This is a genomic window from Streptomyces sp. NPDC028289 (genome assembly GCF_055565975.1).
Genome location: NZ_JBVHTI010000007.1, coordinates 560,254 through 585,583, shown reverse-complemented (window position 1 = coordinate 585,583; position 25,330 = coordinate 560,254). Strand labels below are relative to the sequence as shown.

Sequence of the window (25,330 nt, the reverse complement as noted above, 5' to 3'; positions counted from 1 at the left end):
CGCCGACCGCGCGGCCCTGTTACGGCGCTGTGGCGGGGCGGGTCACCGTGGCGCCCGGTGCGGGGGCCGTTGCTGTGCGGATCGTGCGGCAGGTGTTGGAGGCTCGTAGGGCGTCGGCGATCTTCGTGGCCGCTTCCGGATCGCGCGCGAGGAAGGCCGTCGTGGGGCCCGAGCCCGAGACGAGGGCGGCGAGCGCTCCGGCCCCGCGTCCCGCGTCGAGGGTGTCCGCGAGCTCCGGGAAGAGGGACAGGGCAGCGGGCTGGAGGTCGTTGGAGACGGCGGTGGCCAGCGCGTCCGCGTCCCCCTTCGCCAGCGCCTGGAGCAGCTCCGCCGAGGCCACCGGCTCCGGGATGTCCCGCCCCTGCACCAGCCGGTCGAACTCGCGGAAGACCGCCGGCGTCGACAGCCCCCGCTCCGCCATCGCGAACACCCAGTGGAAGGTGCCGCCGGTCTCCAGCACGGTCAGCTGCTCGCCCCGTCCGATGCCGAGAGCCGCCCCGCCGACCAGGCTGAACGGCACGTCGCTGCCCAGTTCGGCGCAGATGGCGAGGAGTTCGGCGCGGGAGGCGCCCGCGCGCCAGAGCTCGTTGCAGGCGAGCAGCGCGCCCGCCCCGTCCGCGCTCCCCCCGGCCATGCCGCCGGCGACGGGGATGTCCTTGGCGATGTGGATGTGCACGGCGGCTTCGATGCCCCGGCGTTCGGCGAGCGCGAGCGCGGCGCGCGCCGCGAGGTTCGTGCGGTCGAGGGGGACCTCGGCGGCGTCCGGGCCCTCGCAGGTGACGGTCAGCTCGTCGGCGGGCGTGACCGTGACCTCGTCGTAGAGGCCGACGGCGAGGAAGACGTTGGCCAGGTCGTGGAAGCCGTCGGGGCGTGCGGCGCCCACCGCGAGCTGGACGTTGACCTTGGCGGGGACGCGTACCGTGACGCTCACTTACCGGACTCCTTGTGCTCGGCGATCCTCGCGAACTCTTCCACGGTCAGCGCCTCGCCACGGGCCTGCGGGGAGACCCCGGCGGCGACCAGCGCCGCCTCGGCCGCCGCCGCGGACCCGGCCCACCCGGCGAGCGCCGCCCGCAGGGTCTTGCGGCGCTGCGCGAACGCCGCGTCGACGACCGCGAAGACCTCGCGCTTCGAGGCCGTCGTCTTCAGCGGCTCCGCGCGCCGGACGAGGGAGACGAGCCCGCTGTCGACGTTGGGCGCGGGCCAGAAGACGTTGCGCCCGATGGCACCGGCGCGCTTCACCTCGGCGTACCAGTTGGCCTTGACGGACGGCACGCCGTACACCTTGTTGCCGGGTCCGGCGGCGAGCCGGTCGGCGACCTCGGACTGCACCATCACCAGCGTCCGCTCGATGCTCGGGAAGGTGTCGAGCATGTGGAGGAGGACGGGGACGGCGACGTTGTAGGGAAGGTTCGCGACGAGGGCGGTCGGCGGCGGTCCCGGCAGCTCGGTGACGTGCATCGCATCGGAGTGGACCAGCGCGAACCGGTCCGCGCGCGCCGGCATGCGCGCCGTGATCGTCGCGGGCAGGGCGCCGGCCAGCACGTCGTCGATCTCGACGGCGGTGACCCGGTCGGCGACCTCCAGGAGCGCGAGCGTGAGGGACCCGAGCCCCGGGCCGACCTCCACGACGACGTCGTCCGGGCGGACCTCGGCGGTGCGGACGATACGGCGGACCGTGTTGGCGTCGATCACGAAGTTCTGGCCGCGCTGCTTGGTGGGGCGGACACCGAGCGCTGCCGCCAGCTCACGGATGTCGGCGGGGCCGAGGAGGGCGTCGGGGGTGGGGCTGCTCACGGGACAAGGGTACGGGCCCCGGGGGACGCCTCCGGCCGGTCACCCGTGCGGCCGCTTCCCCCGGTCACTTGTGCAGCCGCGCCCCGCAGTGCGGCCAGGGCGTGGAGCCGCGGCTCACGTAGAGCTTCTTCGCGCGGAACGTCTGCTCCTCCGCCGAGGCGTCCTGCGGGCGGCCGTTGCCGCCGAGGCTGTGCCAGGTGTGGGTGTCGAACTGGTACAGCCCGCCGTACGTCCCGGAGGGGTCCACCGCGTGCGCGCGGCCGCCGGACTCGCAGACGGCGAGACCGTGCCAGTTCAGGCCGTCGGCGCCGGTCACGGAGTCGGGGTGCGGCTTGGTCCCCACCTTGATCAGCTGGGTGCGCGGCCGGCGGACCACCTCGGACGTCTCGCGGCGCGCCTTCTGCCGGACTCCGTTGACGGACCGCAGGTAATAGGTCACACGGCGCAGCCCCGGCCGCCCGGCCTGCTCCACCACCTCGGTGCCGTTGAACAGCGTCGGGTCCGCCGTCCGCCGCACCTGGAACGGGATGGTCTCCTCGCGCACCTCCTTGCTGCCCGTGACGCGCAGCACGGTCACCGTCTGCCCGTCGCGCGGGAAGCCGGACTGGGACACGGAGGTGGTGTCCTGGCCGTGCAGGGTGATCCCGGCCTCCTCGACGGCCTCGCCGACGGTCGCGGCGTTGGTGCGGATGGTCCGGGTCCGGCCGTCCGCCAGGATCGTGACCGTGCGCTCGGTGCGTACGTCGAGCGCGAGTCCGGCGCGTCCGATGCTCTGGGAGCGCGAGGCCGACAGGTATGCGCCCTCGGCACGTACCCCGAGTTGCCTGAGCGCCCCGTCCACCGTGCGCGCCGTCGTCCACACCTCGCGCCGCTCGCCGTCCAGCGTGAGCCGTACGGGACGGCCGTAGCGCACCGCGACCTCGTCGCCGCTGGCCAGGGCCGTACCGGGGGCGGGCGCGACCACGTCGTGCGCCCCGAGCGGTACGCCCTCCTCGGCCAGCAGGCCGGTCACGTCGTCCGCGAACGTGTGCAAGGTGCGCGGTCTGCCGTCGACGGTCAACTCGATCGCCTTGTCCTTGGCGAGGAACGCGGTGGTGCCGCCCGCGAGGAACGCGACGACGAGGGCCTGCGGCAGCAGGCGGCGCACGGCGGACTCGGGGCGCCGGGAGTTCCGCGCCTTGCGCCGGCGTGCGGCGCGGCGCCCCGCGCCGGCATGCGCACCCGCGTCCCGCGCCTCCTCCGCCGCCCCGCGCTCGTCCTGCCGCGGCGGCACCTGCTCACCGACGTACGACCGCGCCGTCTGCGCCGCCTGCGCCGCGGCCTCGTAGGCCGGCTGGTACGTGTCGTCCCCGTACGCCGGGCCGTAGGCAAGCGTCTCGGCGTCGTGCACGCCGTACATCTCCTGCGCGCCGTGCACTCCGGGCGCGCCGTAGGGCTCGTACGCCCCAGACGTCTCGTACTGCGATGTGCTCACGCCGACACGCTCCAGAGGGCCAGAGGGGTCCGGATCGGGCCCCCAGAACCTAGCGGAGCTGTCGTCACTCTCCAAAGCGGCACGACTACCCACGGTCGCGACCAGACCGAAGGTGCGCCCTCGTGAACGTTATGCGCCAGTTATGATCGATGCACTCTCAGTAATCGAAGGCGCGGGCCGTGTTCGCGCCCAGGGCCGTCGCCAGCGCGTCCTCGTCGATGCCGCGCACGGCGGCCATCGCGCGCACCGTGACCGGAATGAGATACGGGGCGTTGGGCCGTCCGCGGTACGGCGCCGGGGTCAGGAAGGGCGCGTCGGTCTCCACGAGCAGCAGTTCCAGGGGGGCCACCGCCACCGCGTCGCGCAGGTTCTGGGCGTTCTTGAAGGTGACGTTGCCGGCGAAGGACATGAAGTAGCCCTCGCGGGCGCACTCCTCGGCCATCTCCGCGTCCCCGGAGTAGCAGTGGAACACCGTCCGCTCGGGGGCGCCCTCCTCCTTGAGGACGCGCAGGACGTCGGCGTGGGCGTCCCGGTCGTGGATGACGAGGGCCTTGCCGTGCCGCTTGGCGATCTCGATGTGGGCGCGGAAGGAGCGCTCCTGGGCCGCCTTGCCCTCGGGCCCGGTGCGGAAGTAGTCGAGCCCGGTCTCGCCGACGCCCTTCACCTGAGGCAGCCCGGCCAGCCGGTCGATCTCGGTGAGCGCCTCGTCGAGCGCGGCGTCGCCGCCGGGCACCCGCGCCCCCTGGCGGGACCAGCCTCCCCCAGCCCCAGGGGGCTGGGAGGTGCCCCCAGGATCCCCGTGGACGATCCGCGGGGCCTCGTTGGGATGCAGCGCGACGGTCGCATGGAGGTTCGCGTGCACGGCGGCGGTGTCGGCCGCCCACCGCGAGCCCTTGATGTCGCAGCCGACCTGGACGACGGTCGCGACCCCCACCGACGCGGCCTTCGCGAGACCCTCCTCGACCGTGCCGGACTGCATGTCGAGGTGCGTGTGGGAGTCGGCGACGGGCACCCGGAGGGGTTCCGGAAGCGGCGGCGCCGCGTTCTTGTCGGCCGTACGGGAGGCCCTACCAGGGGCGTTCGAAGGCATGCCCCGATCCTACGAAAGGGGCATGCCCGCCGGACCCACGCCCAGGGCCCGTATCAGCTCGCCTTGCGCTGGAAGGGATGCAGGAGATCCGACAGGTGCCAGTGGTGCGGCTGCCTGACCTCTGCGGAGGCCTCCGTCGCCTCGACCGGCCCGGTCTCCGCACCGGCCTGCCCGGCGGGACGGTCCTGCGCCGACGGCTGGTGCGACCGCTGCGCGGCGTTCCGCACCGACGACACCTGTCCCGCGCGCATGATCCGCAGGACCTGCCCGTCGCAGTTCTGGCACGAGGGCCTGCTCAGCGGTGACGGGACGACCCGGCCGTTCGCCACGTACCGGATGAACTCGTGGTTGTCGGCGTCGGTGTGGTGCTGTATCTCGTACGACTGCTCCCAGCCGTGCCCGCATCGCATGCAGGCGAAGGAATACGACTCGTGGACGACGGCTGTGGCCGCACCGCGGAGGCCGGTCTGCCCTGCGATCTCACTCATGCCAGCTCCTCTTGTCCGCTTGGACAAGCACGCACCCCCGGCGCGGGGATTCCCCCCGGAATCCCATGGGGGTGAGGGACGGGTGCGTCCCTGCTGACCAGTGGACGCCTTCACCGGCGCGAATGCGACAGGCCTGCCGAGTGTTGGAGGCGATTTGGATCCGGCTTGCCAAAGGGGCCTCGCCGCAGTGGGCTGGGCTTTGCGTTTCCCGCCCTTGCTTTACCGTCCCGTGGGGCGCGCGCTCAGAGGAGAAGCACCCCGCTCAGAGGACACATCACCGCAAGTCAGGGGCGCACGCTCAGCCGAGAAGCGGCTCGCTCAGAGATCAAGGAGCACTCCCTTCGAAACCCCGGCCCCGAGGCGCCCCGTAAGGGGTGCGGGGAACTGCGCGACCAGCCGTCCACGAGCCGCGGACCGCTACGCAGGAGCAACCACAACGGCGCTCCCGGAGAACACCTGCTCTCACTCAGCGGAGCGCTTCGCGGCAACGACGGCGTCGAAAACAACTCGCTTGGGAATCCCCGCGTCCACCGCCACCGCCGCGATCGCCTCCTTGCGGCGCTCCCCCGCCTCCTCCCGCACCCGCACGCGCCGCACCAGTTCCTCCGCGTCGAGTTCCTCCGGCCCCCGCTCGGGCGCGCCCTCGACGACGACGGTGATCTCGCCGCGCACCCCCTCGGCGGCCCACACCGCCAGCTCGGCCAGCGGACCGCGCCGCACCTCCTCGTACGTCTTGGTCAGCTCACGGCAGACGGCGGCCCGCCGATCGGCGCCGAAGACCTCGGCCATGGCGGCGAGGGTGTCGTCGAGGCGGTGCGGGGCCTCGAAGTACACGAGGGTGCGACGCTCCTCGGCGACCTCCTGGAGGCGCGAGCGGCGCTCGCCCGCCTTGCGCGGCAGGAACCCCTCGAAGCAGAACCGGTCGACGGGCAGCCCGGACAGCGCGAGCGCGGTGAGCACGGCGGACGGCCCCGGCACGGCCGTGACCCGGATCTCCTTCTCCACGGCGGCCGCGACCAGCCGGTAGCCGGGGTCGGAGACGGACGGCATCCCGGCGTCGGTCACGAGCAGCACGCGCGCGCCGCCGACGAGTTCCTCGACCAGCTCCGGTGTGCGGGCGGCCTCGTTGCCCTCGAAGTACGACACCACGCGCCCCTTGGGCGTCACGCCCAGCGCCTGGGTGAGCCACCGCAGCCGCCGCGTGTCCTCGGCCGCGATCACGTCGGCGCCGGCCAGCTCCGCGGCGAGCCGGGGCGGCGCGTCCGCGACGTCGCCGATGGGGGTGCCTGCGAGGACAAGGGTTCCAGTCACGCCTCCATCCTCGCAGCCGCCACCGACAGCGCCGTCCCCGGCGGACACCCGGGGCGGTGCACGCAAAGGAACCCACCGCGAAGCCCCATTGCACGGGACTCACACAGAACGGTTCCCTACGATGGCGCGGTGACCAGTACCGCGTCCTCCACGGACACCCGGCAGGGCCAGGCAGCGCTCGACGAGCGGCCGACGTGGCAGCAGCGGCTGCGCCGGTTCGGCTACACGGCGAGCCCGGCGCACACGGCGCACGGCCCCGGTGACAGAGGCGCCGCCGGGTCCGGCGCGCCCACCGATGTCGTCGACCGCCTGGTGCCGCCGTACGCGGAGCCCGGCTCCCGGCTGTGGCTCGCCCTGGGGGTGCCCCCGGTGCTCGCCGAGCGGATCACGCGCTGGTCGGGCTGGGGCGGTCCGCTGTTGGTGACGCTGATGGCGGGCCTGCTGCGGTTCTGGAACCTGGGCAGTCCCAAGGCGGTGATATTCGACGAGACGTACTACGCGAAGGACGCGTGGGCGCTCGTCCACCGCGGTTTCGAGGTCAACTGGGACAAGAACGCCAACGACCTGATCCTGCAGAAGGCCGGTCACGTCGGCATCCCGGTGGACGCGGCGTACGTCGTGCACCCGCCGGTCGGCAAGTACGTCATCGGGCTCGGGGAGCTGATCTTCGGCTTCAACCCGTTCGGCTGGCGGTTCATGACCGCGCTGCTCGGCACGCTGAGCGTGCTGCTGCTGTGCCGGATCGGGCGCCGGATGTTCCGGTCCACGTTCCTGGGCTGCCTGGCGGGCGGGCTGATGGCGGTGGACGGGCTGCACTTCGTGATGAGCCGCACCTCGCTGCTCGACGGGGTGCTGATGTTCTTCGTGCTGGCCGCGTTCGGCTGCCTGGTCATCGACCGCGACAGGTCGCGGGCGAAGCTGGCGGCCGCACTGCCGCCGGACGCGGACGGCCGGGTCCGCCCGGACGCGCGCGTGGCCGACGGCTTCCGCTTCGGGTGGCGGCCCTGGCGCTGGGCCGCGGGCGTGCTGCTGGGCCTCGCGATCGGCACCAAGTGGAACGGCCTCTACATCCTGGCCGCGTTCTGCCTGATGGCGCTGTTGTGGGACGTCGGCGCCCGCAAGGTGGCCGGTGCCCGGCACCCGTACAAGGCGGTCCTGGCGCACGACACGGGGATCACGTTCCTGGCGACGGTCCCGGTGGCGATCGCCGTCTACCTGGCCTCCTGGATCGGCTGGATCCTCTCCCCCACCGACGGCACCGGCGGCTACTTCCGCAACTGGGCGGCCACCGACGGCAAGGGCGGAAGCTGGACGTTCCTGCCGGACTGGCTGCGCAGCCTGTGGCACTACGAGCACGAGGTGTACCTGTTCCACGTCGGCCTGTCGTCGCCGCACACGTACATGTCGAACCCGTGGTCCTGGCTGGTGCTGGGCCGCCCGGTGTCGTACTACTACGAGTCGCCGTCCCCGGGCGTGGACGGCTGCCCGTCGGACGCCGGCCAGAAGTGCGCCCGCGAAGTGCTCGCGATCGGCACCCCGCTGCTGTGGTGGGCGGCCTGCTTCGCGATCGCCTACATCCTGTGGCGGTGGGCGTTCCGCCGCGACTGGCGGGCCGGTGCCATCGCGTGCGGCATCGCGGCCGGTTACCTGCCCTGGTTCATGTACCAGGAGCGCACGATCTTCCTCTTCTACGCCGTCGTCTTCGTGCCGTTCCTGTGTCTCGCGGTGGCCATGATGATCGGCGCGATCATCGGCCCGCCGGGCTCCAGTGACACCCGCCGCCTGGTCGGCGCGTCGAGCGCGGGCGTCCTGGTGTTGCTGATCGCGTGGAACTTCATCTACTTCTGGCCGCTGTACACGGGCACGGCGATCCCCATCGACTCGTGGCGTTCACGTATGTGGCTCGACACCTGGGTGTGAGCCACATCCCTGATCTCTGTTGGGCCAACAGTTCGGCCAACAATCGGTCAACACCTGTCACAGGGTCCCCACAACGACCTAGAGTGCGACCCACAACCAGCTTTTGAACGCGTTCACAAAATGCGGCAAAAGCTCACGGGGAGGGACTTTCGCACCATGCGCAAGGGGGTCAAGGGCGCCCTGATCGGCGGCGTCTGCGCAGCCGTGCTGGGCGGGGGCGGGTACGGCGCCTACAACGTCCTGTCGGCATTGCACGGTGACGGCACACCGGCCGTGCGGACCGGGCCGCCGACGAAGGACGAGGTCGAGGACGCGTCGCAGAAGTTCTTCACGGCCTGGGAGAAGGGCCAGTCGGCGACCGCGGCGTCGCTCACGAACGACTCCGCCGACGCCGAACCGGTACTCACCTCGTTCAGCGACGTGGCGCACATCAAGGACGTGCACATCACGCCCGGCAAGGCGACCGGCGCCACCGTCCCGTACAGCGTGAAGGCGACCGTGTCCTACGGCGGGCAGTCGAAGCCGCTCGCCTACAAGAGCCGCCTGACGATCGTGCGCGGCGAGACCACGCACCGCGCGCTGGTCGACTGGGACCCGTCGGTGGTCCACCCGGAGCTGAAGCGCGGCGACACCCTGTCCACCGGCGAGGCGGCCAGCCCGCCCATCGAGGCCGTGGACCGCAACGGCACGGTCCTCACGAAGGACAAGTACCCGTCCCTGGGCCCGATCCTGGACGAGCTGCGCAGCCGGTACGGCGACAAGGCGGGCGGCACCCCGGGCGTGGAGCTGGTCATCCAGCACGCGTCCCAGGAGTCCGCCGACACCACCCTGCTGACCCTCGAGGAGGGCAGGGCGGGCAAGCTGCGGACGACGCTCGACGCGCGCGTGCAGGCCGCCGCCGAGACCGCGGTGACGAAGTACGCCGAGTCCTCGGTGGTGGCCGTCAAGCCCAGCACCGGCGAGGTGCTGGCGGTCGCCAACCACCGCGAGGACGGCTTCAACGCGGCCTTCCTCGGCGAGCTGGCGCCCGGCTCCACCATGAAGATCATCAGCGCGGCCACCCTCATCGACACCGGCCTGACCACGGCGACCGGCCCGGCGCCCTGCCCGCCGACCGCGACCTGGCAGAGCCAGACCTTCAGCAACCTCAAGGGACTCCAGCCGGACGAGAAGGCCACCCTCTCGGACAGCTTCGCGCGCTCCTGCAACACGGCGTTCGTGAAGTACGCGGACTCCGTCCAGGTCGACTCGCTGACCAAGGAGGCCGAGGACCGGTTCGGGCTCGGGAAGAACAACTGGAAGGTGGGCATCCCGAGTTTCGACGGCCGGGTCCCCGCCTCCGGCGGCCCGGACACCGCGGCCAACCTGATCGGCCAGGGCCAGGTGCAGATGTCCCCGCTGAACATGGCGTCGGTGGCGGCGACCGCGATGACCGGTACCTTCCGGCAGCCGGTGCTCGTCTCGCAGAAGCTGGACGGCCGTGAACTGGCCACCGCGAAGGGTCTGTCGCCCGCCACGGTCGGCCAGCTGCGCGCGATGATGAACCGCACCGCGACCAGCGGCACCGCCGCCGGTGTGATGCGCGGGCTGAGCGGCAGCATCGGCGCCAAGACGGGTTCGGCGGAGGTCGACGGCCAGACCAAGTCGAACAGCTGGTTCGCCGGCTACCGCAACGACGTCGCGGCCGCGGCCATGACCCAGGACGGCGGCCACGGCATCGACGCGGCCGGTCCGATTGTCGCAAGCGTGCTACGGATCGGAGGCTGACGTCACCCCCACAGGCCGGGACTCTAGGCTGGTGTCGTCGTTGGGGAGCGTGAGGGCTACGGGGCGGCGGGGACCCTGGGGAATGCGCGGAGGAACTGACCAGTGGGCAAGAGAAGGCGCGTCGCCGAGCGACGGAAGCACAGACCCGCCGTCATCGGCGGGGTGATCGCCGTCGTCGTCGGCGGCGTGGGCTTCGGCCTCTACGCGCTCTACGACGGCGGGGCCGCCGACGCGTCGACGGCGAAGACGGCCGACCACAAGCCCGTCAAGACCGGCCCGCTGTCCGCCACCGAGGTGCAGACGACGGCGCGCACCTTCCTGTCGTCCTGGCAGCAGGGCAAGGTCACGCAGGCCGCCGCCGTCACGGACGACAGCAAGGCCTGCATCAAGCTCCTCACCGGCTATGCCAAGGACGCCCACGTCACGGGCGTCACCCTCACCGAGGGCACCCGCACCGGCGACAAGGTCCCGTTCTCCGTCAAGGCGACCGTGTCGTACAAGGGCGTCAGCAAGCCCCTGTCGTACGACTCCGCGTTCACCGTGATCCGCCGGACCATCGACGGCAAGCCGGTGGTGAACTGGCACGCCGCGGTCGTCCACCCGGACCTCGCGGACGGCGACACCCTGGTCACCGGCGAGTCCGGCACCCCGCCGATCAAGGCCCTGGACCGCGACGGCGGGGAGATCACCACCGCCAAGTACCCGTCGCTGGGCTCGGTCCTCGACGGGCTGCGGGAGAAGTTCGGCAAGAAGGCCGGCGGCAAGGCGGGCGTCGAACTTCGCGTGGTGCGCGGCGCGGCGTCCGAGAAGGCCAAGCTGTCCGACAAGACGCTCCTGGAGCTCAGCAAGGGCACGCCGGGCACCGTGAAGACCACGCTCAGCCCGACCCTGCAGGCGGCCGCCGAGAAGCAGGTCATGACGCAGAAGAACGCCTCGGTCGTGATGATGCGCCCGTCGACCGGCGAGGTCCTCGCCGTCGCCAACTCCAGCCACGGCTTCAACGTGGCCTTCCAGGGCTCCCTGGCGCCCGGCTCCACGATGAAGATCATCACGTCGACCATGCTGTTCGAGAAGGGGCTCATCACCCCGGACGCCTCGCACCCCTGCCCGAAGACGTACAAGCTCGCCGGGTGGACGTTCCACAACGACGACGACTCCGAGATCAAGAAGGGCACGTTCAAGCTGAGCTTCGGCGCCTCCTGCAACAACGCCTTCATCGACTTCGCGCCCAAGCTCTCCAACAGCGACCTGACCACCGAGGCCCAGCAGGTCTACGGCCTCGGCATGAACAACTGGGCCATCGGCGTCCCGACCTTCGACGGTTCGGTCCCGGTGCAGAGCGGCGCGCAGATGGGCGCCTCGCTGATCGGGCAGGGCGGGGTGCGCATGAACCCGCTGAACATGGCGTCGGTGTCGGCCACGGTGGACACCGGCTCCTTCCATCAGCCTTACCTGGTCGCCCCGAGCGTCGACAACCGGACAATCGCGAAGGCCTCGCGCACGATGTCGTCGAAGACGCAGTCGCAGCTGAAGGAGGTCATGCAGTACACGGCGGCGTACGGTACGGCGGCCAAGGCGATGTCGGGACTGAGTTCGAGTTGCGGCGCCAAGACCGGCTCGGCCGAGGTCGACGGCCAGAAGAAGCCGAACGGCTGGTTCACCGCGTACTGCGGGGACTTCGCCGCGGCGGGCGTGGTCCAGGCGGGCGGGCACGGCGGCGACACGGCCGGACCGATCGTGGCGGCACTGCTGAAGCTCGGAGCGTCTCTCTAAGCGGGTCCGACGGCAGCGCCCCTTCGGGGGCGCTGGGGGTACCCCCGGCCGAAGGCGGGGGGAGGAACCGCGCGACCAGCCACGACGGCGGCGCAGTCGGCAGACGGCTATCGCGGCACATCCAGCGCAGCGCTCAGCGCCGCAGGGTCGCTTCATCCGGCCACGGGAGTGGCCATGTACGTCCGCCGGAGGAACCGCAACAGCGCCTTCGACTCGAACTGCACCACCGACGTGCCGTGGTCGGAGTGGAACTCCACCACGGCCTGGACCCGCCCGAGCGGCCACACGCGTACGTCGCCGCTCTCCGCGGGCGCCCTGAGGCCTTGTTCCAGCAGCGAGCGCGAGAACGTCCACTCGTCCGTGCCGGGCAGGCCGACCTGTACCGACCGCGGGTCGGCGTCGGGGTCGTAGCGCAGGACGACGGGGACCGCGGGAGGCTCGTCCCGCGCGTCCTCGTCCGTGACGATGTGGGCTCGCGCATACTGCTCGACTACAGACATCGGACTGCCCTTTACGCTCCGTGATCCGCGCGAAAGCCGTGCATCCGCTTTCTTATCCAATGTCGCACATTTTCCGTTTTGTGCTTGACGGGGTCGCCGCACTCGCGCGCGATTCCGGATGTGACGACCTTCTCGCTCTTGCAAAAGCTTCGCAATAGGACCCTAAAATCGAACCGTGCATGTACCTGACGGATTCATCGACGCCCCCACCTCCGCGGTCACGGCCGGGATCGCGGCCGGTGCCCTCGCGGTCGGCCTGCGCGGGGCCCGCCGTGAGCTCGACGAGCGCACCGCGCCGCTGGCCGGCCTCGTGGCGGCGTTCATCTTTGCCGTACAGATGCTCAACTTCCCCGTCGCGGCCGGAACAAGCGGCCATCTGCTGGGCGGGGCGCTCGCCGCGATACTCGTCGGCCCCTACACGGGCGTCCTGTGCGTGTCCGTGGTCCTCCTCATGCAGGGCATCCTGTTCGCGGACGGCGGGCTGACCGCGCTCGGCGTCAACATCACCGACATGGCGGTCGTCACGACGGTGGTCGCCTACGCCGTCTTCCGCGGCCTGGTGAAGGTCCTGCCCCGCAGCCGGCGCTCGGTCACCGGCGCCGCATTCGTCGCCGCCCTGCTCTCCGTGCCCGCCGCCGCCGTCGCCTTCACGCTCCTCTACGCGGTCGGCGGCACCACCGACGTCGCCATCGGCAAGGTGGCCGGCGCCATGATCGGCGTGCACGTCCTCATCGGCGTCGGCGAGGCCGCGATCACCGCGCTCACGGTCGGCGCGGTCATCGCCGTACGCCCCGACCTGGTGTACGGGGCGCGCGGGCTGCGGCAGGGGCTGAAGCTGCGCGTGAACGGCGTCCTGGTGGACGCGCCGGAGCCGACCGCGCCCGTGGCGGCGCGCACCTCCCGCCGCGCACTGTGGATCAGCGGCCTGGCGGCCTCCCTGGTGCTCGCCGGGTTCGTCAGCCACTACGCGTCCGCCAGCCCCGACGGCCTGGAGAAGGTCGCCCACGACCACGGCATCGACACGAAGACGAAGGAGCACGCCTCGGCCGGCTCCCCGCTCGCCGACTACGGCGTCGAGGACGTCTCGGACGCCCGGCTCTCCGGCGGCCTCGCGGGCGTCATCGGGGTCGGTACGACCGTGATCGCGGGCAGCGCCGTGTTCTGGGCGGTGCGCAGGCGCCGTACCGGCGCCCCTGCGGAGGTGCGCTGACGTGGGTGCCGGGCACGTGCACCGGCTCTACCGGCACGCCCACTCGCGCGTGCACGCCCTCCCGCCGCACACCAAGCTCGCCGCCGCCCTCGCCTTCGTGGTCGTCGTGGTCTCGACCCCGCGCACGGCGATGTGGGCGTTCGCGCTGTACGCCGTGCTGATCGCGGTCGTCGCGCGCCACGCGCGCGTGCCCGCCGGCTTCCTGCTGAAGCGGCTGCTGATCGAGGTGCCGTTCGTCGCCTTCGCGGTCCTGATGCCGTTCGTCGCGGAGGGCCGGCAGGTCGGCGTGCTGGGCCTCTCGCTCAGCGTGAACGGCCTGTGGGGCGCCTGGAACGTACTGGTGAAAGGGACGCTGGGCGTCGCCGCCTCCGTCCTCCTGGCGGCCACCACGGAGCTGCGCGAGCTGCTCCTCGGCCTGGAGCGGCTGAAGCTGCCGCCGCTGCTCGTCCAGATCGCCTCCTTCATGATCCGCTACGGCGACGTCATCACCGACGAGATGCGCCGGATGCGGATCGCCCGTCGGTCGCGCGGCTTCGAGGCGCGGGGCGTACGCCACTGGGGCGTGCTCGCGAAGTCCGCGGGCGCGCTGTTCATCCGCTCCTACGAACGCGGGGAGCGCGTCCACCTGGCCATGGTGAGCCGGGGGTACTCCGGTTCGATGCCGGTCGTCGACGAGGTGACCGCGTCCCGGGCCGAGTGGTCGTACGCCCTCGCGCTGCCGCTGTCCGCCCTTGTCGTCTGCCTGTTGGGACGGGCCCTGTGACCGCTGTTCCCGCCTCCGCTCCCGCCTCCCTGGAGGTCTCCGGCCTCGCCTACGCCTACCCCGACGGGCACCAGGCGCTGTTCGGCGTGGACTTCTCCGTCGCACGCGGCGAACGGGTCGCGCTGCTCGGGCCGAACGGCGCCGGGAAGACCACCCTCGTGCTGCACCTCAACGGCATCCTGGGCGGCGGCACGGGCACGGTGACGGTGGCCGGACTGCCCGTCGGCAGGCGGCACATGGCGGAGATCAGGCGCCGGGTCGGCATCGTCTTCCAGGACCCGGACGACCAGCTGTTCATGCCGACGGTCCGCGAGGACGTGGCGTTCGGGCCGGCGGCGGCCGGGCTGAAGGGCGCGGAGCTGGAGGCACGCGTGCGTACCGCCCTGGACCGGGTCGGCATGGCCGGCTTCGCCGAACGCCCGCCGCACCACCTGTCCTTCGGGCAGCGCCGCCGGGTGGCGGTGGCGACCGTCCTCGCCATGGAACCGGAGATCCTCGTCCTGGACGAGCCCTCCTCCAACCTCGACCCGGCCTCCCGGCGCGAACTCGCCGACATCCTGCGCTCCTTGGACGTGACGGTCCTGATGGTCACCCACGACCTCCCGTACGCCCTGGAGCTGTGCCCGCGCTCCCTGGTGCTCAGCGACGGCACGATCGCCGCCGACGGGCCCACCGCCGAACTCCTGGCCGACGAGGAACTGATGCGCGCCCACCGCCTTGAACTGCCCTTCGGGTTCGTCCCGCGTCCGTGACAATGGGGGCGTGACGCATCAAGAGGACGCCGGGACCCCTGTGGGGCCGCCGCGGCTGGACGACCAGCTGTGCTTCGCGCTGTACGCCGCGCAGCGCGCCGTGACCGCCGCCTACCGCCCGCTCCTCGACGAACTCGGGCTCACCTACCCGCAGTACCTCGTACTGCTCGTCCTGTGGGAGCGGGGCGAGACCACGGTGAAGGAACTGGCGGAGGCGCTCCGGCTCGACTACGGCACGGTGTCGCCGCTGCTGAAGCGGCTGGAGGGGGCGGGGCTGGTGCGCAGGGAGCGCTCGGAGCGGGACGAGCGCTCGGTGCTCGTCGCGTGCACCGGGCGCGCGGAGGAACTACGGGAGCGCGCGGCGAGCATCCCCGGCGCCCTGCTCACGACGACGGGACTCGGCGGGGCCGACGTGGCCCGGTTGCGCGAGGAGTTGCGGGACCTCGCGGAGCGGGCGGGCCGGGCGGCCGTGCGGCCGTTATAGCCGTCGGCTGTTACCCACGGTTTCCACCCCCCTGGTGGCCGCAGGGCTTCCTACCGGTCGGTACCTTGTGCACGATGTGCTTGCACACTTCTGTGTTGCCCACCACCGTTTCCGCCCTGGGGGAGGTCCCGCCGTGATCGAAGGCGCCACCGTCGACTCTCGTCCGACGAAGATCATGTATGTCGCCGAGGCGACCGCGCACGGCGGCCGGAACGGGTATGTGAGCAGTCAGGACGGCCAGATCGACCTCAAGGTCGCGATGCCGCCGGAGCTGGGCGGGGACGGCAACGGCACCAACCCGGAACAGCTGTTCGCGGCGGGCTACAGCGCCTGCTTCCACAACGCGCTGATCCTCGTCGGCAACCGCGCGGGCTACGACCTGACCGGCTCCACGGTCGCCGCGAAGGTGGGCATCGGCCCCAACAAGCAGCGCGGCTACGGCCTCGCGGTCGCGCTCAGCGTCTCGCTCCCGGTGCTGGACGCGGACATCGCGGCGAAGCTGGTGGACGCCGCCCACGAGGTCTGCCCGTACTCGAACGCCACGCGCGGGAACATCGAGGTGACGATCGTGCTCGGCTGACCCCGGGCACGTGCCGCAGACCACGTCGTACCGAGGAATCCGGGGCCCCGCGGCCATGTTCCACTCACTGTCACCGGCGAGTGGGTGGAGGGATCCGGGCGTGGACGTGCACGGCACTGTGGCGGCGGGCTTCGAGCCGGTCAGGGACGCGTTCGCGGGCAACTTCGAGCGGCTCGGGGACCGGGGCGCGGCGGTGGCCGTGTACCGGGACGGGCACCGGATCGTCGACCTGTGGGGCGGTGCCCGGGACTTCGACGGGGACGCCGGCGAGGCGCCGTGGGAGCACGGCACCGCCCAGGTCGTGCGCTCGGCGACCAAGGGCGTCGCCGCCGCCGTGCTGCTGCTCCTGCACCAGCGCGGGGAGCTGGACCTGGACGCGCCGGTGGGTGACCACTGGCCGGAGTACAAGGCGGCTGGCAAGGAGCGGACGCTGGTGCGGCAGCTGCTCGCGCACCGCGCGGGCGTGCCGGTGCTGGACCGGCCGCTCACGCCCGCGGAGGCCGCCGACCCCGACCTCGGCGCGGCCGCCGTGGCGGCGCAGGCGCCGGTGTGGGAGCCGGGCACCGACCACGGCTACCACGCGCAGACGTACAGCTGGCTGACCGGCGAGCTGGTGCGGCGGGTGACCGGGCGGACCGTCGGCGAGTGGATCGCGGACGAGATCGCCGGACCGATCGGCGCCGGGCTGTGGCTCGGGCTGCCCGATGCGGAGCGGGCGCGCGTGGGGCGCGTCGGGCCGGTACCGGCGCCGGAGACCGCGGGCGCGCTGCGGACCCGGCCCAAGCGGGCCGTCTCCGAGGCGTACGCCGACCCCGGCTCGCTGACCCGCCGGGCGTTCGGCGCGATCAGCCCGCTCCCGGACGAGAACGACCCCGCCTACCGCGCGGCCGCCCTGCCCGCCTCCAACGGCATCGCCACCGCCGACGGCCTGGCCCGCTTCTACGCCTCCCTGATCGGCGAGGTCGACGGCGGCAGGCGGCTGTTCACGCCGGAGACCGTGGAGCTGGCCCGAGCCGAGCAGTCCGCCGGTCCCGACCGGGTGCTGGTGGTCGCCACCCGCTTCGGGCTCGGCTACATGCTGCACGGCAGCGCGTCCCCGCTGCTCTCCCCCGGCTCCTTCGGCCACCCGGGCCGCGGCGGCGCGCTCGCCTTCGCGGACCCCGAGTCGGGCATCGCCTTCGGCTACGTCACCAACGGCTTCCGCAAGAGCGTGACGGCGGACCCGCGGGCGCAGGCGCTGGTGCGCGCGGTGCGCACGGCGCTGTCGTAACCACCGCACGCACCCGCGCTCCCGCGCCTGCCGCTCACACGTTGATCGGGTGCGAGTGCCGCCCCGACAGTGCGTCGATCTCGCCGTGCGCCTTGGACAGCAACTGCATGGCCAGTTCGTTCAGGGCGCGGGCGCCGGCGATCTCCTCGCCGACTCTGGGCTGGTTGCTGTCGGACTCGTGCCGGCTCGCGTGGCCGTGCGCCCGTACCTCGGTGCCGTCGGGCAGGCGTACCAGGGCCACCGCGCGCGTGTGCGTGTCGTCCTCCAGGAACTCCATCTCGACATGCCATCCCACAGCGGTTTTCATCATGTTCATCACGGGACCACCTCCGGAATCACTGCTTCCAGGGTGCTCCCTCGGGGCCCGGCCCGTCACGTCGGCCCGGGCCCCGAGGCCTGCTGCCGAAGACCCGGGCTACTTGTCCTCGAAGCTGGCGAAGTACGCGGCGGCCATGTCCTCGTCGGCGTGCCCCTGGGCGGCGGCGCGGGCGAAGCGTTCGGCGGCCGCCCGGGCGACGTCCAGGCGCACGCCGTGGCTCTCGCCGGCGTCGACGATCAGCCGGGCGTCCTTCCCGGCCGTGTCCACCGCGAACGACGGCGGGGTCAGCCCGCCGTCGAGGATCAGCCCGGCCTTGGCCCGCAGGTAGCCCATGTCGAGGGGGCCGCCCGCGATCAGGTCGAAGAAGCGCTGCGGGTCCACGCCGAGCCCCTGGGCCAGCGCGACCACCTCGCCGGTCGCCGCGGTGGCCGCGAGGACCCAGCTGTTGGCGACCAGCTTCAGCCGGGTCGCGGCGGCCGTCGACCCGTCGTCGCCGGTCCACACCGTGCGGGCGCCGATCGCGTCGAAGACGGGCGTGACCTTCTCCCGGTCCCGCTCCGGCCCCGCGGCCAGGACGGTGAGCTGTCCGGCCTCGGCGGGCTGGCGGGTGCCGAGGACCGGGGCGTCGTAGAAGACCAGGCCGTGCTCGGCGGCGAACGCGGCCAGTGCGGGGATCTGGTCGAGGCCCGCGGTGGTCGACTGGACCCAGACGGCTCCGGGCCGCAGCGACCCGGCCGCCTCCCGCAGGGTCTCCAGAGCGGTCGCGCCGTCGTACAGCATGGTCAGGACGACGTCGGCGCCCTCGACGGCCTCGGCCGGTGTGCCGGTGACCTGGGCGCCGTCGGCCGCGAGGGGCTCCGCCTTGGCGCGGGTGCGGTTCCACACCCGGACGGTGTGCCCGGCCCTCAGGAGGTTGCGGGCCATCGCGGCGCCCATGATGCCGGTGCCCAGCATGCCCACGGTCGGCTTGTCGGTCATGACGTCTCCCTGTCTCCGTACGGTGCGCAGCCAGCTTGACGTACCGCGGGCCGGCCGGCGCGCGGCATCCAGGTATCCCGGCGGCGCGCCGGAAAACGCCGGGGACCCCGGCCCTCGCGGCCGGGGTCCCTGCGCGTGAGCGGGCCGGACTCAGCCGTCGTTCTCCGCCGACGGGAGGTAGGCGCCGGGCACGTCGTTCGGCGAGTAGATCTTCTTGTCGCCGGGGTAGGGCTTGGTCCAGTTGTGGGTCTGGTACCAGGTGTAACGGTTCATCTGGGTGGGGTTCGCGTAGTCCGGCACCGCGTTCTTGCCGGTCAGCCGCTGGTGCGAGGCCCACGTCTGCCACTGCGCCGCGACCTTGGCCTCGGCCGCCGGGACGGACACCGACGTCGGCGCGGCCGCCGCCTTGGCGTCCTGGGCCGCCGGGGTGTCCGAGCCACAGCTCGGCTGCGGGCTCACGCCGAGGGTCAGCGAGGTCCGGTTCGGGACCGCCGTGAACGGCGTGTCGTCCGCCTTGCTCGTGAACGCCCCGTACATCGGGGTGGCTGCGCTGTCGAGCTGGTTCATCGGGTGCACGCCGAGGATCTGCTCGATGGTGCGGACCATGGTGATCTGCGAGTAGTAGTGGTCGTCGACCTTGCCGTGCTGCGCGTACGGGCTGATGACCTGGACCGGGGCGCGGTGGCCGTCGACGTGGTCGAGGCCGGCCTGGGAGTCGTCCTCGACGACGAAGATCGCCGAGTCCTTCCAGTACTTGCTGTGGGTGATCTCGTCGACCATGCGGCCGACCGCGAGGTCGTTGTCGGCGACCTCGGCGGCCGCGTTGGCGGGGCCGCCGGTGTGGTCGTTGGAGAACCAGAACATGTTCAGGTTCGCCGGACCGTTCTTCTCGAAGTCCTGCTTCCAGATCTGCTCTTTGTAGATGTCCGGGACGTTGAGGTCGAACAGCGGGAAGCCCTGCACCGAGACGTCGTTGAGCGAGGGGATCGCCGAGCCCGTCTTGATGGGGTAGGCGGTCTGCGCGCCGGTCGCGGCCATGTTCTTGCTGTCGCAGTACAGGTTCTGCCAGGTCGCGCCGGCCGGCTTGCTCTCGTACGACTGGAACTCGCCGAAGTCCTTGACGGTCTGCCCGGCCGCCTGCGCGCCGGTCCAGATGAACCCGGTCTTCTGGTGGCCGAGGACGTCGTCCTCGGTGTCGTAGCTGCGGGTGTACTCGCCGGCCGACGACTCGGTGTACTCCGGGTTGTCCGACTGCATCAGCCAGTTGTGGCCCTCGGCGGAGTTGGTGCCGATGTCGTAGAAGTTGTCGTACAGGCCGAACTGCTCGGCCAGCGCGTGCTGGTTCGGCGTGACGTTCTCGCCGAACTGGGTGAGCGAGGAGTTTCCGTTGCCCTGCGGGAGGTCGCCGAAGACCTGGTCGTAGGTGCGGTTCTCCTTGACGAGCAGGAAGACGTGCTTGATCGTCGACGGGTCGCCGATCCGCTTCGGGACCGGGACGGCCTTCTTGTGGCTGTTGGCCTTGGCGGTCCTGACCGAGTTGGACGTCCAGCCGTTCTGCTTGAACACCTTGTTCGTCTCGGACCTGACGACCTGGTCGCTCGGCATCGTGAACTGGGTGAGACTCGACGTGGTGTCGTGCGTGTTGTGCCCGGCGGCGTCGGGACGGAGCGCGTCGATGCCGCGGGTGTTGGCGACGACGATCTTCTTGCCGAGGGCGGTGACCCCGGACGGGTAGTAGTCGGTGGGCAGCAGGCCGACGTAGCGGGCCGGCTGCTGCGGGGAGCTGTACCGGTAGACGGCGACGGCGTTGGCGCGGCCGAGGGTCACCAGGAGGCGGCCGTCGTCGGTGAGGGTGACCGCGTTCGGCTCGTAGCCGACGGAGGCCTCGGGCCACGGCTGGGTGGAGATCGTCTGGACGACCTTGTCCTTGCCGCTGTCGATGACCGAGACGCTGTTGTCGGCGGTGTTGGTGACGAACACCGCGCCCTTGCTCGCGTACACGGCGGTCGGGTGCAGGCCGACGTCGACGGTGCCGACGGCGGCGGACGGGTCCGCGGTGTCGATGACGCTGACCGTGCCGGTGGTGCTGGCACCGGTCTTCGGGTTCGCCACGACATTGGTGCCGTAGGAGTTGATGGTGGTGTCGCCGGCCTTGGCCGGGCGCCCGCCCTCGTTGCTGACGTAGAGCTTGCCGCCGACCAGGGCGAGACCGCGCGGGGCGTTGCCGACCGCCCAGGTCTGCTTGATCGTTCCGGTCGCCGCGTCTATGGCGACCACCTTGTTCTGGCCGTTGACCGCGGAGTACACGGTGGAGCCGTCGGCGGAGAACACGGCCGCGCCCACCAGCGCCTGCTTGGAGCCGTCGGCCGCGATGGTGACGGCCGTGGGGTTGGCGAGGGTGCCGTCGGCGTTGACGGTGAACTTGGTGTAGCCGTTCGCCTGGCCCAGCCACAGCTGCTTGCCGTCGGGCGAGTAGGTCGGGCCCTCCTGGCCGACCGCGCCGCTGCTGATGCGCAGGTCGTCGGCGGCGTTGGTGCCGACCTTCTGCTTGACCTGACCGGTCGCCAGGTCCACGACGACCAGGGACGCGTCGCCGTCGGCGACCGAGGCGGCGAGGTGGGTGCCGTCCGGGCTGACGACGGACGACATGATCTTGCCGTCGTTGATGACGCTGCGGGTGCCGTAGGGGTTGATGTACTGGTCGGCGGAGACGACCTGGCCGTTGGCGGTGGTCTGGCCGACCTGCTGGGTGCCGAACTGGTACGTCGAGGCGACCGCGGTGCCCGTGACGCCGAGGGCGACGGCGATGCCGGACGTCACCAGCAGGGTCCGGCGGCCGATGTGTCTGCCGAAGAGGTGGAACTGCTTCTTCTCGTTGATCCGGCGCTGGCGGGTTACCTGCACGGAACTGTTTCCCTTCAGTGGGTGTCGAGCAGGTCGACGTTGCCGTCGAACTGCCACAGCGGATTCGGGGCGTCGCCGGTCGAGGTCCGTACCAGGAAGTAGCCGTTGACTTCCTTGGGACCGTCGCCGTCGGCCACGAACCGCCCGTCCGAGGTGATGTCGAGCTGGTAGACCGCCGTCCCCGTGACCGCCGTGACGCCGGGGAGGTGCCAGCTGACGACGCAACGCCAGTCGTTGCCCGCGCCCTCCTGGGCGGACTGGCCGTCGCTCTTGGTGCATGCCGCCGTGGCCTTCAGCTGGGCCTCGGTGACGGCGGGCCGGTGCAGCTGCTCGGTCTGCAGCCGGTAGAGGTGGCCGAAGACCGTGGCGAGGGACTTCTGCACCTTGTCCTGGCGGATCCCGGAGCCCGTCGACGGGGTGGCCACGGCGACCGCCCCGACGGTGACGGCGGTCAGCGCGGCCAGCGGCAGCACGCCGAGGGTGAGCGCGCGGCGCCCGGAGCCGTCGTAGGCCGGGTTGGTGAAGTCCCGCCGTACGAACAGCACATAGGCGAGGACCGTGGCGAGCACCGCCCACGCCAGGCTCACCGCGACGGCGATGAGGAGCGGGGCGAGCTGCGCGGGGCTGGTGAACAGCCCGTTCCAGGAGATGAAGGCGTAGCCGGGCAGGGCGAGGCGCACGGCGACGGGCAGCGGCAGCATCTGGGCGACCGACATCGCGAGCGCGACGATCGGGGGCAGCAGCAGGCCCATCGGGGAGCGGCCGAGGGCGACCGAACCGAGCAGGCCGATCGCGGCGAGGGAGAGGGTCGGGGCGAGGGCCGCGAGCCAGGCGAGCAGGACCCGGCCGGCCGCGTCGCCGGGCGACAGCAGGTGGCCGTCGAGGCCGACCAGCGGCTGGTCGCCGACCGACGCAAGACCGCCGAGCGTGCTGGAGGCGGCCAGTCCGGCCACCAGCAGCAGGATGACGGTGAGGCTGGCCAGTGACTTCGCCACGAAGATCCGCGCGGGCGAGCGGACCGCCACCAGCAGATGGCGCCAGGTGCCGAGCCGGTCCTCGGCGGCGAACACGTCACCGGCGACCACCGACGTCAGCAGCGGCAGCGCCCAGGTGCCCGCGAAGCCGAGCATCACCAGCGGCCCGGCCCAGCCGGTGGCGTGCATCCAGCGTCCGAACAGCGTGTCGGCGGGCAGCGTGCTCTGCTGGCCGACCCCCGCGACGAACAGACCCGGCACGATCCAGCAGGCGAGCACCAGCAGCCGGATCCGCCACTGCGAGACCAGCTTCACCAGCTCGAAGCGGTAGCCGCGGGACACCGGGACCCGGCGGGCGACGGCGGCTTCGGCGACGGTCGCGGCGGGCGCGGTGGTCGCGCTGGTCGTGGTCATCGGCCGGACTCCTGGTGCTCGGTGAGGGCGAGGAACGCGGCTTCGAGGGGCGAGACGACGGGGGCGAGTTCGCGTACCGCGACACCCGACCGCACGGCCTCGGTGACGAGTTCGTCGAGGGCGGGCACCAGGGCGCGTACGACGAGCACGTCGGGGTCCTTCCGCAGGCCGGGGCCGGTGTCGTCGACGATCCGGACACCGGTCACGTCAGCGGCGAGCCGGCGCGCGGCCTCGGCGTCGGAGGTACGCAGCCGGTAGTCGAGTTCACGGTTCTCGGCGGCCAGCTTGGCCAGCGGGCCGGAGAAGACGACGCGGCCGGTGGCGAGGATGGTCACCTCGGAGCACAGCGCCTCCAGGTCGTCCATCCGGTGGCTGGAGAGCACCACCGCGGTGCCGTCGGCGGCGAGCCGGGAGAGGACGCCGTGCACGTGCCTCTTGCCGGCCGGGTCGAGGCCGTTGGACGGCTCGTCGAGGACGAGCAGCCGGGGCCGGGTGAGCAGGGCGGCGGCGAGCCCGAGCCGCTGGCGCATGCCGAGGGAGAAGCCGCGGGTCTTGTCGTCGGCGACATCGGTGAGCCCGACCTCGGCGAGCACGTCGTCGATACCCGCCGTCCCCCCGGTCCCGGTGTCGAGTCCGCGGAGCGTGGCCAGCGCGGCGAGGTTCTGCCGGGCGGTGAGCGAGGGGTAGAGACCGGGCGCGTCCACGAAGCCGGCGACGCCGTCGGGAGCGGTGAGCGCCCGCTCGACCGGCGTCCCCAGGATCTCCAGCCGGCCGCCGTCGGCCGCGGCCAGCCCCAGGAGGAGGCCGAGCAGGGTCGTCTTGCCGGCGCCGTTCGGCCCGACCAGTCCGTGGATCTGACCTTGCGTCACGTCCAGGTCCACGGCGTCCAGCGCGACGACGTCGCCGAAGCACTTGGTGATCCCGCGGGCCCGGACTGCGTGGAGTGTGTCCATGAGTCCCATGCGTCCCTTCTTCCGCAATCCGCAGGGACTTTATGGAGAACACACACCCCAGGCACAGACGCTCGGCTGAACGGCCGTGGAACGGTTCGTCAAGGCAACGGCAAGTCCGCTTGACCCGCCCCTGACTTCCTACCGACGCGAACAACAGGCGGGCGTTTTACGTACGTTCGCCATGTTTCGATCCGTCGGCTACCCCGCGTGCAGCATCAGCCCGATCCCGAGGACCACCAGCCCGGCCGCCGCGATCCTGGGCGCCCCGAACCGCTCCTTGAAGAAGAGCGCCCCGATGGCGGCACCGACGATGATCGACGACTCGCGCAGCGCGGCGACCGGAGCGAGTTCGGCGCGGGTCTGGGCCCACAGGACCAGCCCGTAGGCGAAGACGGACAGCAGGGCGCCGAAGAGCCCCAGGGCCGCGAACGGACGGGCCGCGGTGAGCAGTTCGCCGCGTCTGCGGTACAGGGCGTAGGCCGGGATCGCGAGACCCTGGAGGGCGATCAACCAGGCGATGTAGCCCACGGAGGATCCCGAGGCGCGCACCCCGAGGCCATCCAGGACGGTGTACGCGGCGATCGTCAGGCCGGTGGCGAGGGCGGCGCCGATCGCCGTCCAGTCGGGGCGGCGGCCGCGCAGTCCCCACAGGGCGACCCCGGTGAGCCCGGCGCAGGAGACGGCGATGCCCGCGGCCGCGGGGGCGTCGGGCACCTCGTGCGCGAACACGGCGGCGAACAGGGTGACGAGGAGCGGCGCGGTGCCGCGCGCGATCGGGTACGCCTGTCCGAAGTCCCCGAGCCGGAAGGAGAGCATCAGCAGCGCGAAGTAGGCGACATGGACGACCGCGGAGGCGATCAGGTACGGCCATGCGCCGGCCGCCGGCAGGGCGGCGAACGGCATCAGCAGCGACCCGATCAGCACGCTCCCGGCGGCGATCAGCGAGGAGCCGACGAGTTTGTCGCTGATCTGGTGGGCGATGGCGTTCCAACTGGCGTGCGTGACCGCGGCGAACAGGACGGCCGCGGTGACCAGTGGGGTCACGCGGAGGGCTCGCGCACGTCCACGACCGTGGCGCCGGCGTGCTCCACCAGGGCGGCGGGCGCGATCGGGAAGACGGCGTGGGGGTTGCCGGCGGCGGCCCACACCACGTCGTGGCGCAGCAGCGCCCGGTCGGCGAGCACGCGCGTGCGCGTGCGGTGCCCGAAGGGCGGTACGCCGCCGATGGCGTACCCGGTCGTCTCGCGTACGACGTCCGCCTTGGCCCGGGTCACCTTCGCGGCGCCGAGTTCCTTGCGGACCAGTTCCACGTCGACACGGGAGGCGCCGTCCATCAGCACCAGCACCGGCACTCCGTCGGCCGCGAAGATCAGCGACTTGCAGATCTCGCTCAGCTCGCACCCGACCGCGGCGGCGGCCTCGGCGGCGGTACGGGTGGCGTCCGGGAACCGCCGGACCCGGGAGGCCAGCTCCCCCAGCCCCAACTCCTCCAGGGCGGCGGCGAAACGAGGATGGGCTCCGAGGCCCCCGGCATCGGCGTCAGTGGCGGCTGTCGTCATGGGGGCACGCTAACGGGGCGGGGGAAGGCGCGGCGAGTGGTTAAGTGCGG

The 25,330-nt window shown here is 72.0% G+C and carries 23 protein-coding genes; 9 read left to right on the top strand and 14 right to left on the bottom strand.

The window, feature by feature from the left end:
• Positions 1–19: 19 nt before the first annotated feature.
• The 6 genes from ACZ4UV_RS35885 to rsmI all read right to left on the bottom strand — a co-directional run bounded on the left by ACZ4UV_RS35885 (position 20) and on the right by rsmI (position 6,160).
• On the bottom strand, positions 20–931 hold the full coding sequence (locus tag ACZ4UV_RS35885; RefSeq protein ID WP_467843682.1) for a 4-(cytidine 5'-diphospho)-2-C-methyl-D-erythritol kinase: 912 nt from the start codon (positions 929–931) through the stop codon (positions 20–22).
• Positions 928–1,797 (bottom strand): 16S rRNA (adenine(1518)-N(6)/adenine(1519)-N(6))-dimethyltransferase RsmA, encoded by an 870-nt coding sequence (rsmA, locus tag ACZ4UV_RS35880; protein ID WP_467843679.1) that lies wholly within the window; start codon positions 1,795–1,797, stop codon positions 928–930. The genes ACZ4UV_RS35885 and rsmA overlap by 4 nt, the downstream gene beginning before the upstream one ends.
• Positions 1,798–1,861: 64 nt before the next feature.
• Entirely contained in the window at positions 1,862–3,271 is a 1,410-nt protein-coding gene (locus ACZ4UV_RS35875) for a ubiquitin-like domain-containing protein (RefSeq protein WP_451023036.1), read from the bottom strand.
• 157 nt (positions 3,272–3,428) lie between these two features.
• Positions 3,429–4,361: a TatD family hydrolase gene (locus ACZ4UV_RS35870; protein ID WP_467843675.1), complete on the bottom strand. Its 933-nt coding sequence runs from the start codon at positions 4,359–4,361 to the stop codon at positions 3,429–3,431.
• Between the two features lie 53 nt (positions 4,362–4,414).
• Positions 4,415–4,849 (bottom strand): hypothetical protein, encoded by a 435-nt coding sequence (locus ACZ4UV_RS35865; RefSeq protein ID WP_467843672.1) that lies wholly within the window; start codon positions 4,847–4,849, stop codon positions 4,415–4,417.
• Between the two features lie 462 nt (positions 4,850–5,311).
• Positions 5,312–6,160 (bottom strand): 16S rRNA (cytidine(1402)-2'-O)-methyltransferase, encoded by an 849-nt coding sequence (rsmI, locus tag ACZ4UV_RS35860; protein ID WP_390046910.1) that lies wholly within the window; start codon positions 6,158–6,160, stop codon positions 5,312–5,314.
• Positions 6,161–6,289: 129 nt separating this feature from the next.
• On the opposite strand from rsmI, the gene ACZ4UV_RS35855 reads away from it, so the two are divergent.
• From ACZ4UV_RS35855 to ACZ4UV_RS35845, 3 genes are all read left to right on the top strand, one after another.
• A complete protein-coding gene (locus tag ACZ4UV_RS35855; protein WP_451022698.1) occupies positions 6,290–8,080 on the top strand; it encodes a dolichyl-phosphate-mannose--protein mannosyltransferase in 1,791 nt (596 codons plus the stop codon).
• 156 nt (positions 8,081–8,236) lie between these two features.
• Entirely contained in the window at positions 8,237–9,847 is a 1,611-nt protein-coding gene (locus tag ACZ4UV_RS35850) for a penicillin-binding transpeptidase domain-containing protein (protein WP_451022697.1), read from the top strand.
• 102 nt (positions 9,848–9,949) lie between these two features.
• Positions 9,950–11,620 carry a penicillin-binding transpeptidase domain-containing protein gene (locus ACZ4UV_RS35845; protein ID WP_467843668.1) on the top strand — a complete coding sequence of 557 codons (1,671 nt, stop codon included), beginning with the start codon at positions 9,950–9,952 and terminating at the stop codon, positions 11,618–11,620.
• Positions 11,621–11,772: 152 nt separating this feature from the next.
• Here ACZ4UV_RS35845 and ACZ4UV_RS35840 read toward each other — a convergent pair whose 3' ends face one another.
• Positions 11,773–12,120: an SsgA family sporulation/cell division regulator gene (locus ACZ4UV_RS35840; protein ID WP_293997421.1), complete on the bottom strand. Its 348-nt coding sequence runs from the start codon at positions 12,118–12,120 to the stop codon at positions 11,773–11,775.
• 175 nt (positions 12,121–12,295) lie between these two features.
• On the opposite strand from ACZ4UV_RS35840, the gene ACZ4UV_RS35835 reads away from it, so the two are divergent.
• The 6 genes from ACZ4UV_RS35835 (at position 12,296) to ACZ4UV_RS35810 (ending at position 17,179) form a co-directional block, all read left to right on the top strand.
• On the top strand, positions 12,296–13,330 hold the full coding sequence (locus ACZ4UV_RS35835; RefSeq protein WP_451016229.1) for an energy-coupling factor ABC transporter permease: 1,035 nt from the start codon (positions 12,296–12,298) through the stop codon (positions 13,328–13,330).
• A 1-nt stretch (position 13,331) separates the two neighbouring features.
• Positions 13,332–14,093, top strand: a complete 762-nt coding sequence (cbiQ, locus tag ACZ4UV_RS35830; protein WP_451016230.1) for a cobalt ECF transporter T component CbiQ — start codon at positions 13,332–13,334, stop codon at positions 14,091–14,093.
• Entirely contained in the window at positions 14,090–14,845 is a 756-nt protein-coding gene (locus tag ACZ4UV_RS35825) for an energy-coupling factor ABC transporter ATP-binding protein (protein ID WP_451016231.1), read from the top strand. Before cbiQ ends, ACZ4UV_RS35825 begins: the two co-directional genes overlap by 4 nt.
• A gap of 10 nt (positions 14,846–14,855) precedes the next feature.
• Positions 14,856–15,329: a MarR family winged helix-turn-helix transcriptional regulator gene (locus ACZ4UV_RS35820; protein WP_451016232.1), complete on the top strand. Its 474-nt coding sequence runs from the start codon at positions 14,856–14,858 to the stop codon at positions 15,327–15,329.
• 175 nt (positions 15,330–15,504) lie between these two features.
• Entirely contained in the window at positions 15,505–15,909 is a 405-nt protein-coding gene (locus tag ACZ4UV_RS35815; RefSeq protein ID WP_293997707.1) for an organic hydroperoxide resistance protein, read from the top strand.
• Positions 15,910–16,009: 100 nt separating this feature from the next.
• Positions 16,010–17,179, top strand: coding sequence for a serine hydrolase domain-containing protein (locus ACZ4UV_RS35810; RefSeq protein WP_451016233.1), 1,170 nt, complete (start codon positions 16,010–16,012; stop codon positions 17,177–17,179).
• Between the two features lie 34 nt (positions 17,180–17,213).
• Here the strand turns inward: ACZ4UV_RS35810 and ACZ4UV_RS35805 are convergent, their stop codons facing one another.
• The 7 genes from ACZ4UV_RS35805 to ACZ4UV_RS35775 form a co-directional block, all read right to left on the bottom strand.
• A complete protein-coding gene (locus ACZ4UV_RS35805; RefSeq protein WP_089102439.1) occupies positions 17,214–17,489 on the bottom strand; it encodes a DUF1876 domain-containing protein in 276 nt (91 codons plus the stop codon).
• A 105-nt stretch (positions 17,490–17,594) separates the two neighbouring features.
• The gene (locus tag ACZ4UV_RS35800) at positions 17,595–18,476 is read right to left on the bottom strand and encodes an NAD(P)-dependent oxidoreductase (RefSeq protein ID WP_467843661.1); all 882 of its coding nucleotides are present in this window, start codon (positions 18,474–18,476) and stop codon (positions 17,595–17,597) included.
• Positions 18,477–18,626: 150 nt separating this feature from the next.
• A complete protein-coding gene (locus ACZ4UV_RS35795; RefSeq protein ID WP_451016235.1) occupies positions 18,627–21,380 on the bottom strand; it encodes an alkaline phosphatase family protein in 2,754 nt (917 codons plus the stop codon).
• 14 nt (positions 21,381–21,394) lie between these two features.
• Positions 21,395–22,768: an ABC transporter permease gene (locus tag ACZ4UV_RS35790; RefSeq protein WP_451016236.1), complete on the bottom strand. Its 1,374-nt coding sequence runs from the start codon at positions 22,766–22,768 to the stop codon at positions 21,395–21,397.
• On the bottom strand, positions 22,765–23,721 hold the full coding sequence (locus ACZ4UV_RS35785; RefSeq protein WP_467843902.1) for an ABC transporter ATP-binding protein: 957 nt from the start codon (positions 23,719–23,721) through the stop codon (positions 22,765–22,767). The genes ACZ4UV_RS35790 and ACZ4UV_RS35785 overlap by 4 nt, the downstream gene beginning before the upstream one ends.
• Positions 23,722–23,919: 198 nt before the next feature.
• Positions 23,920–24,765 carry an EamA family transporter gene (locus ACZ4UV_RS35780; RefSeq protein ID WP_451016238.1) on the bottom strand — a complete coding sequence of 282 codons (846 nt, stop codon included), beginning with the start codon at positions 24,763–24,765 and terminating at the stop codon, positions 23,920–23,922.
• The gene (locus ACZ4UV_RS35775; protein WP_451016239.1) at positions 24,762–25,280 is read right to left on the bottom strand and encodes a YbaK/EbsC family protein; all 519 of its coding nucleotides are present in this window, start codon (positions 25,278–25,280) and stop codon (positions 24,762–24,764) included. The genes ACZ4UV_RS35780 and ACZ4UV_RS35775 overlap by 4 nt, the downstream gene beginning before the upstream one ends.
• Positions 25,281–25,330: the final 50 nt, after the last annotated feature.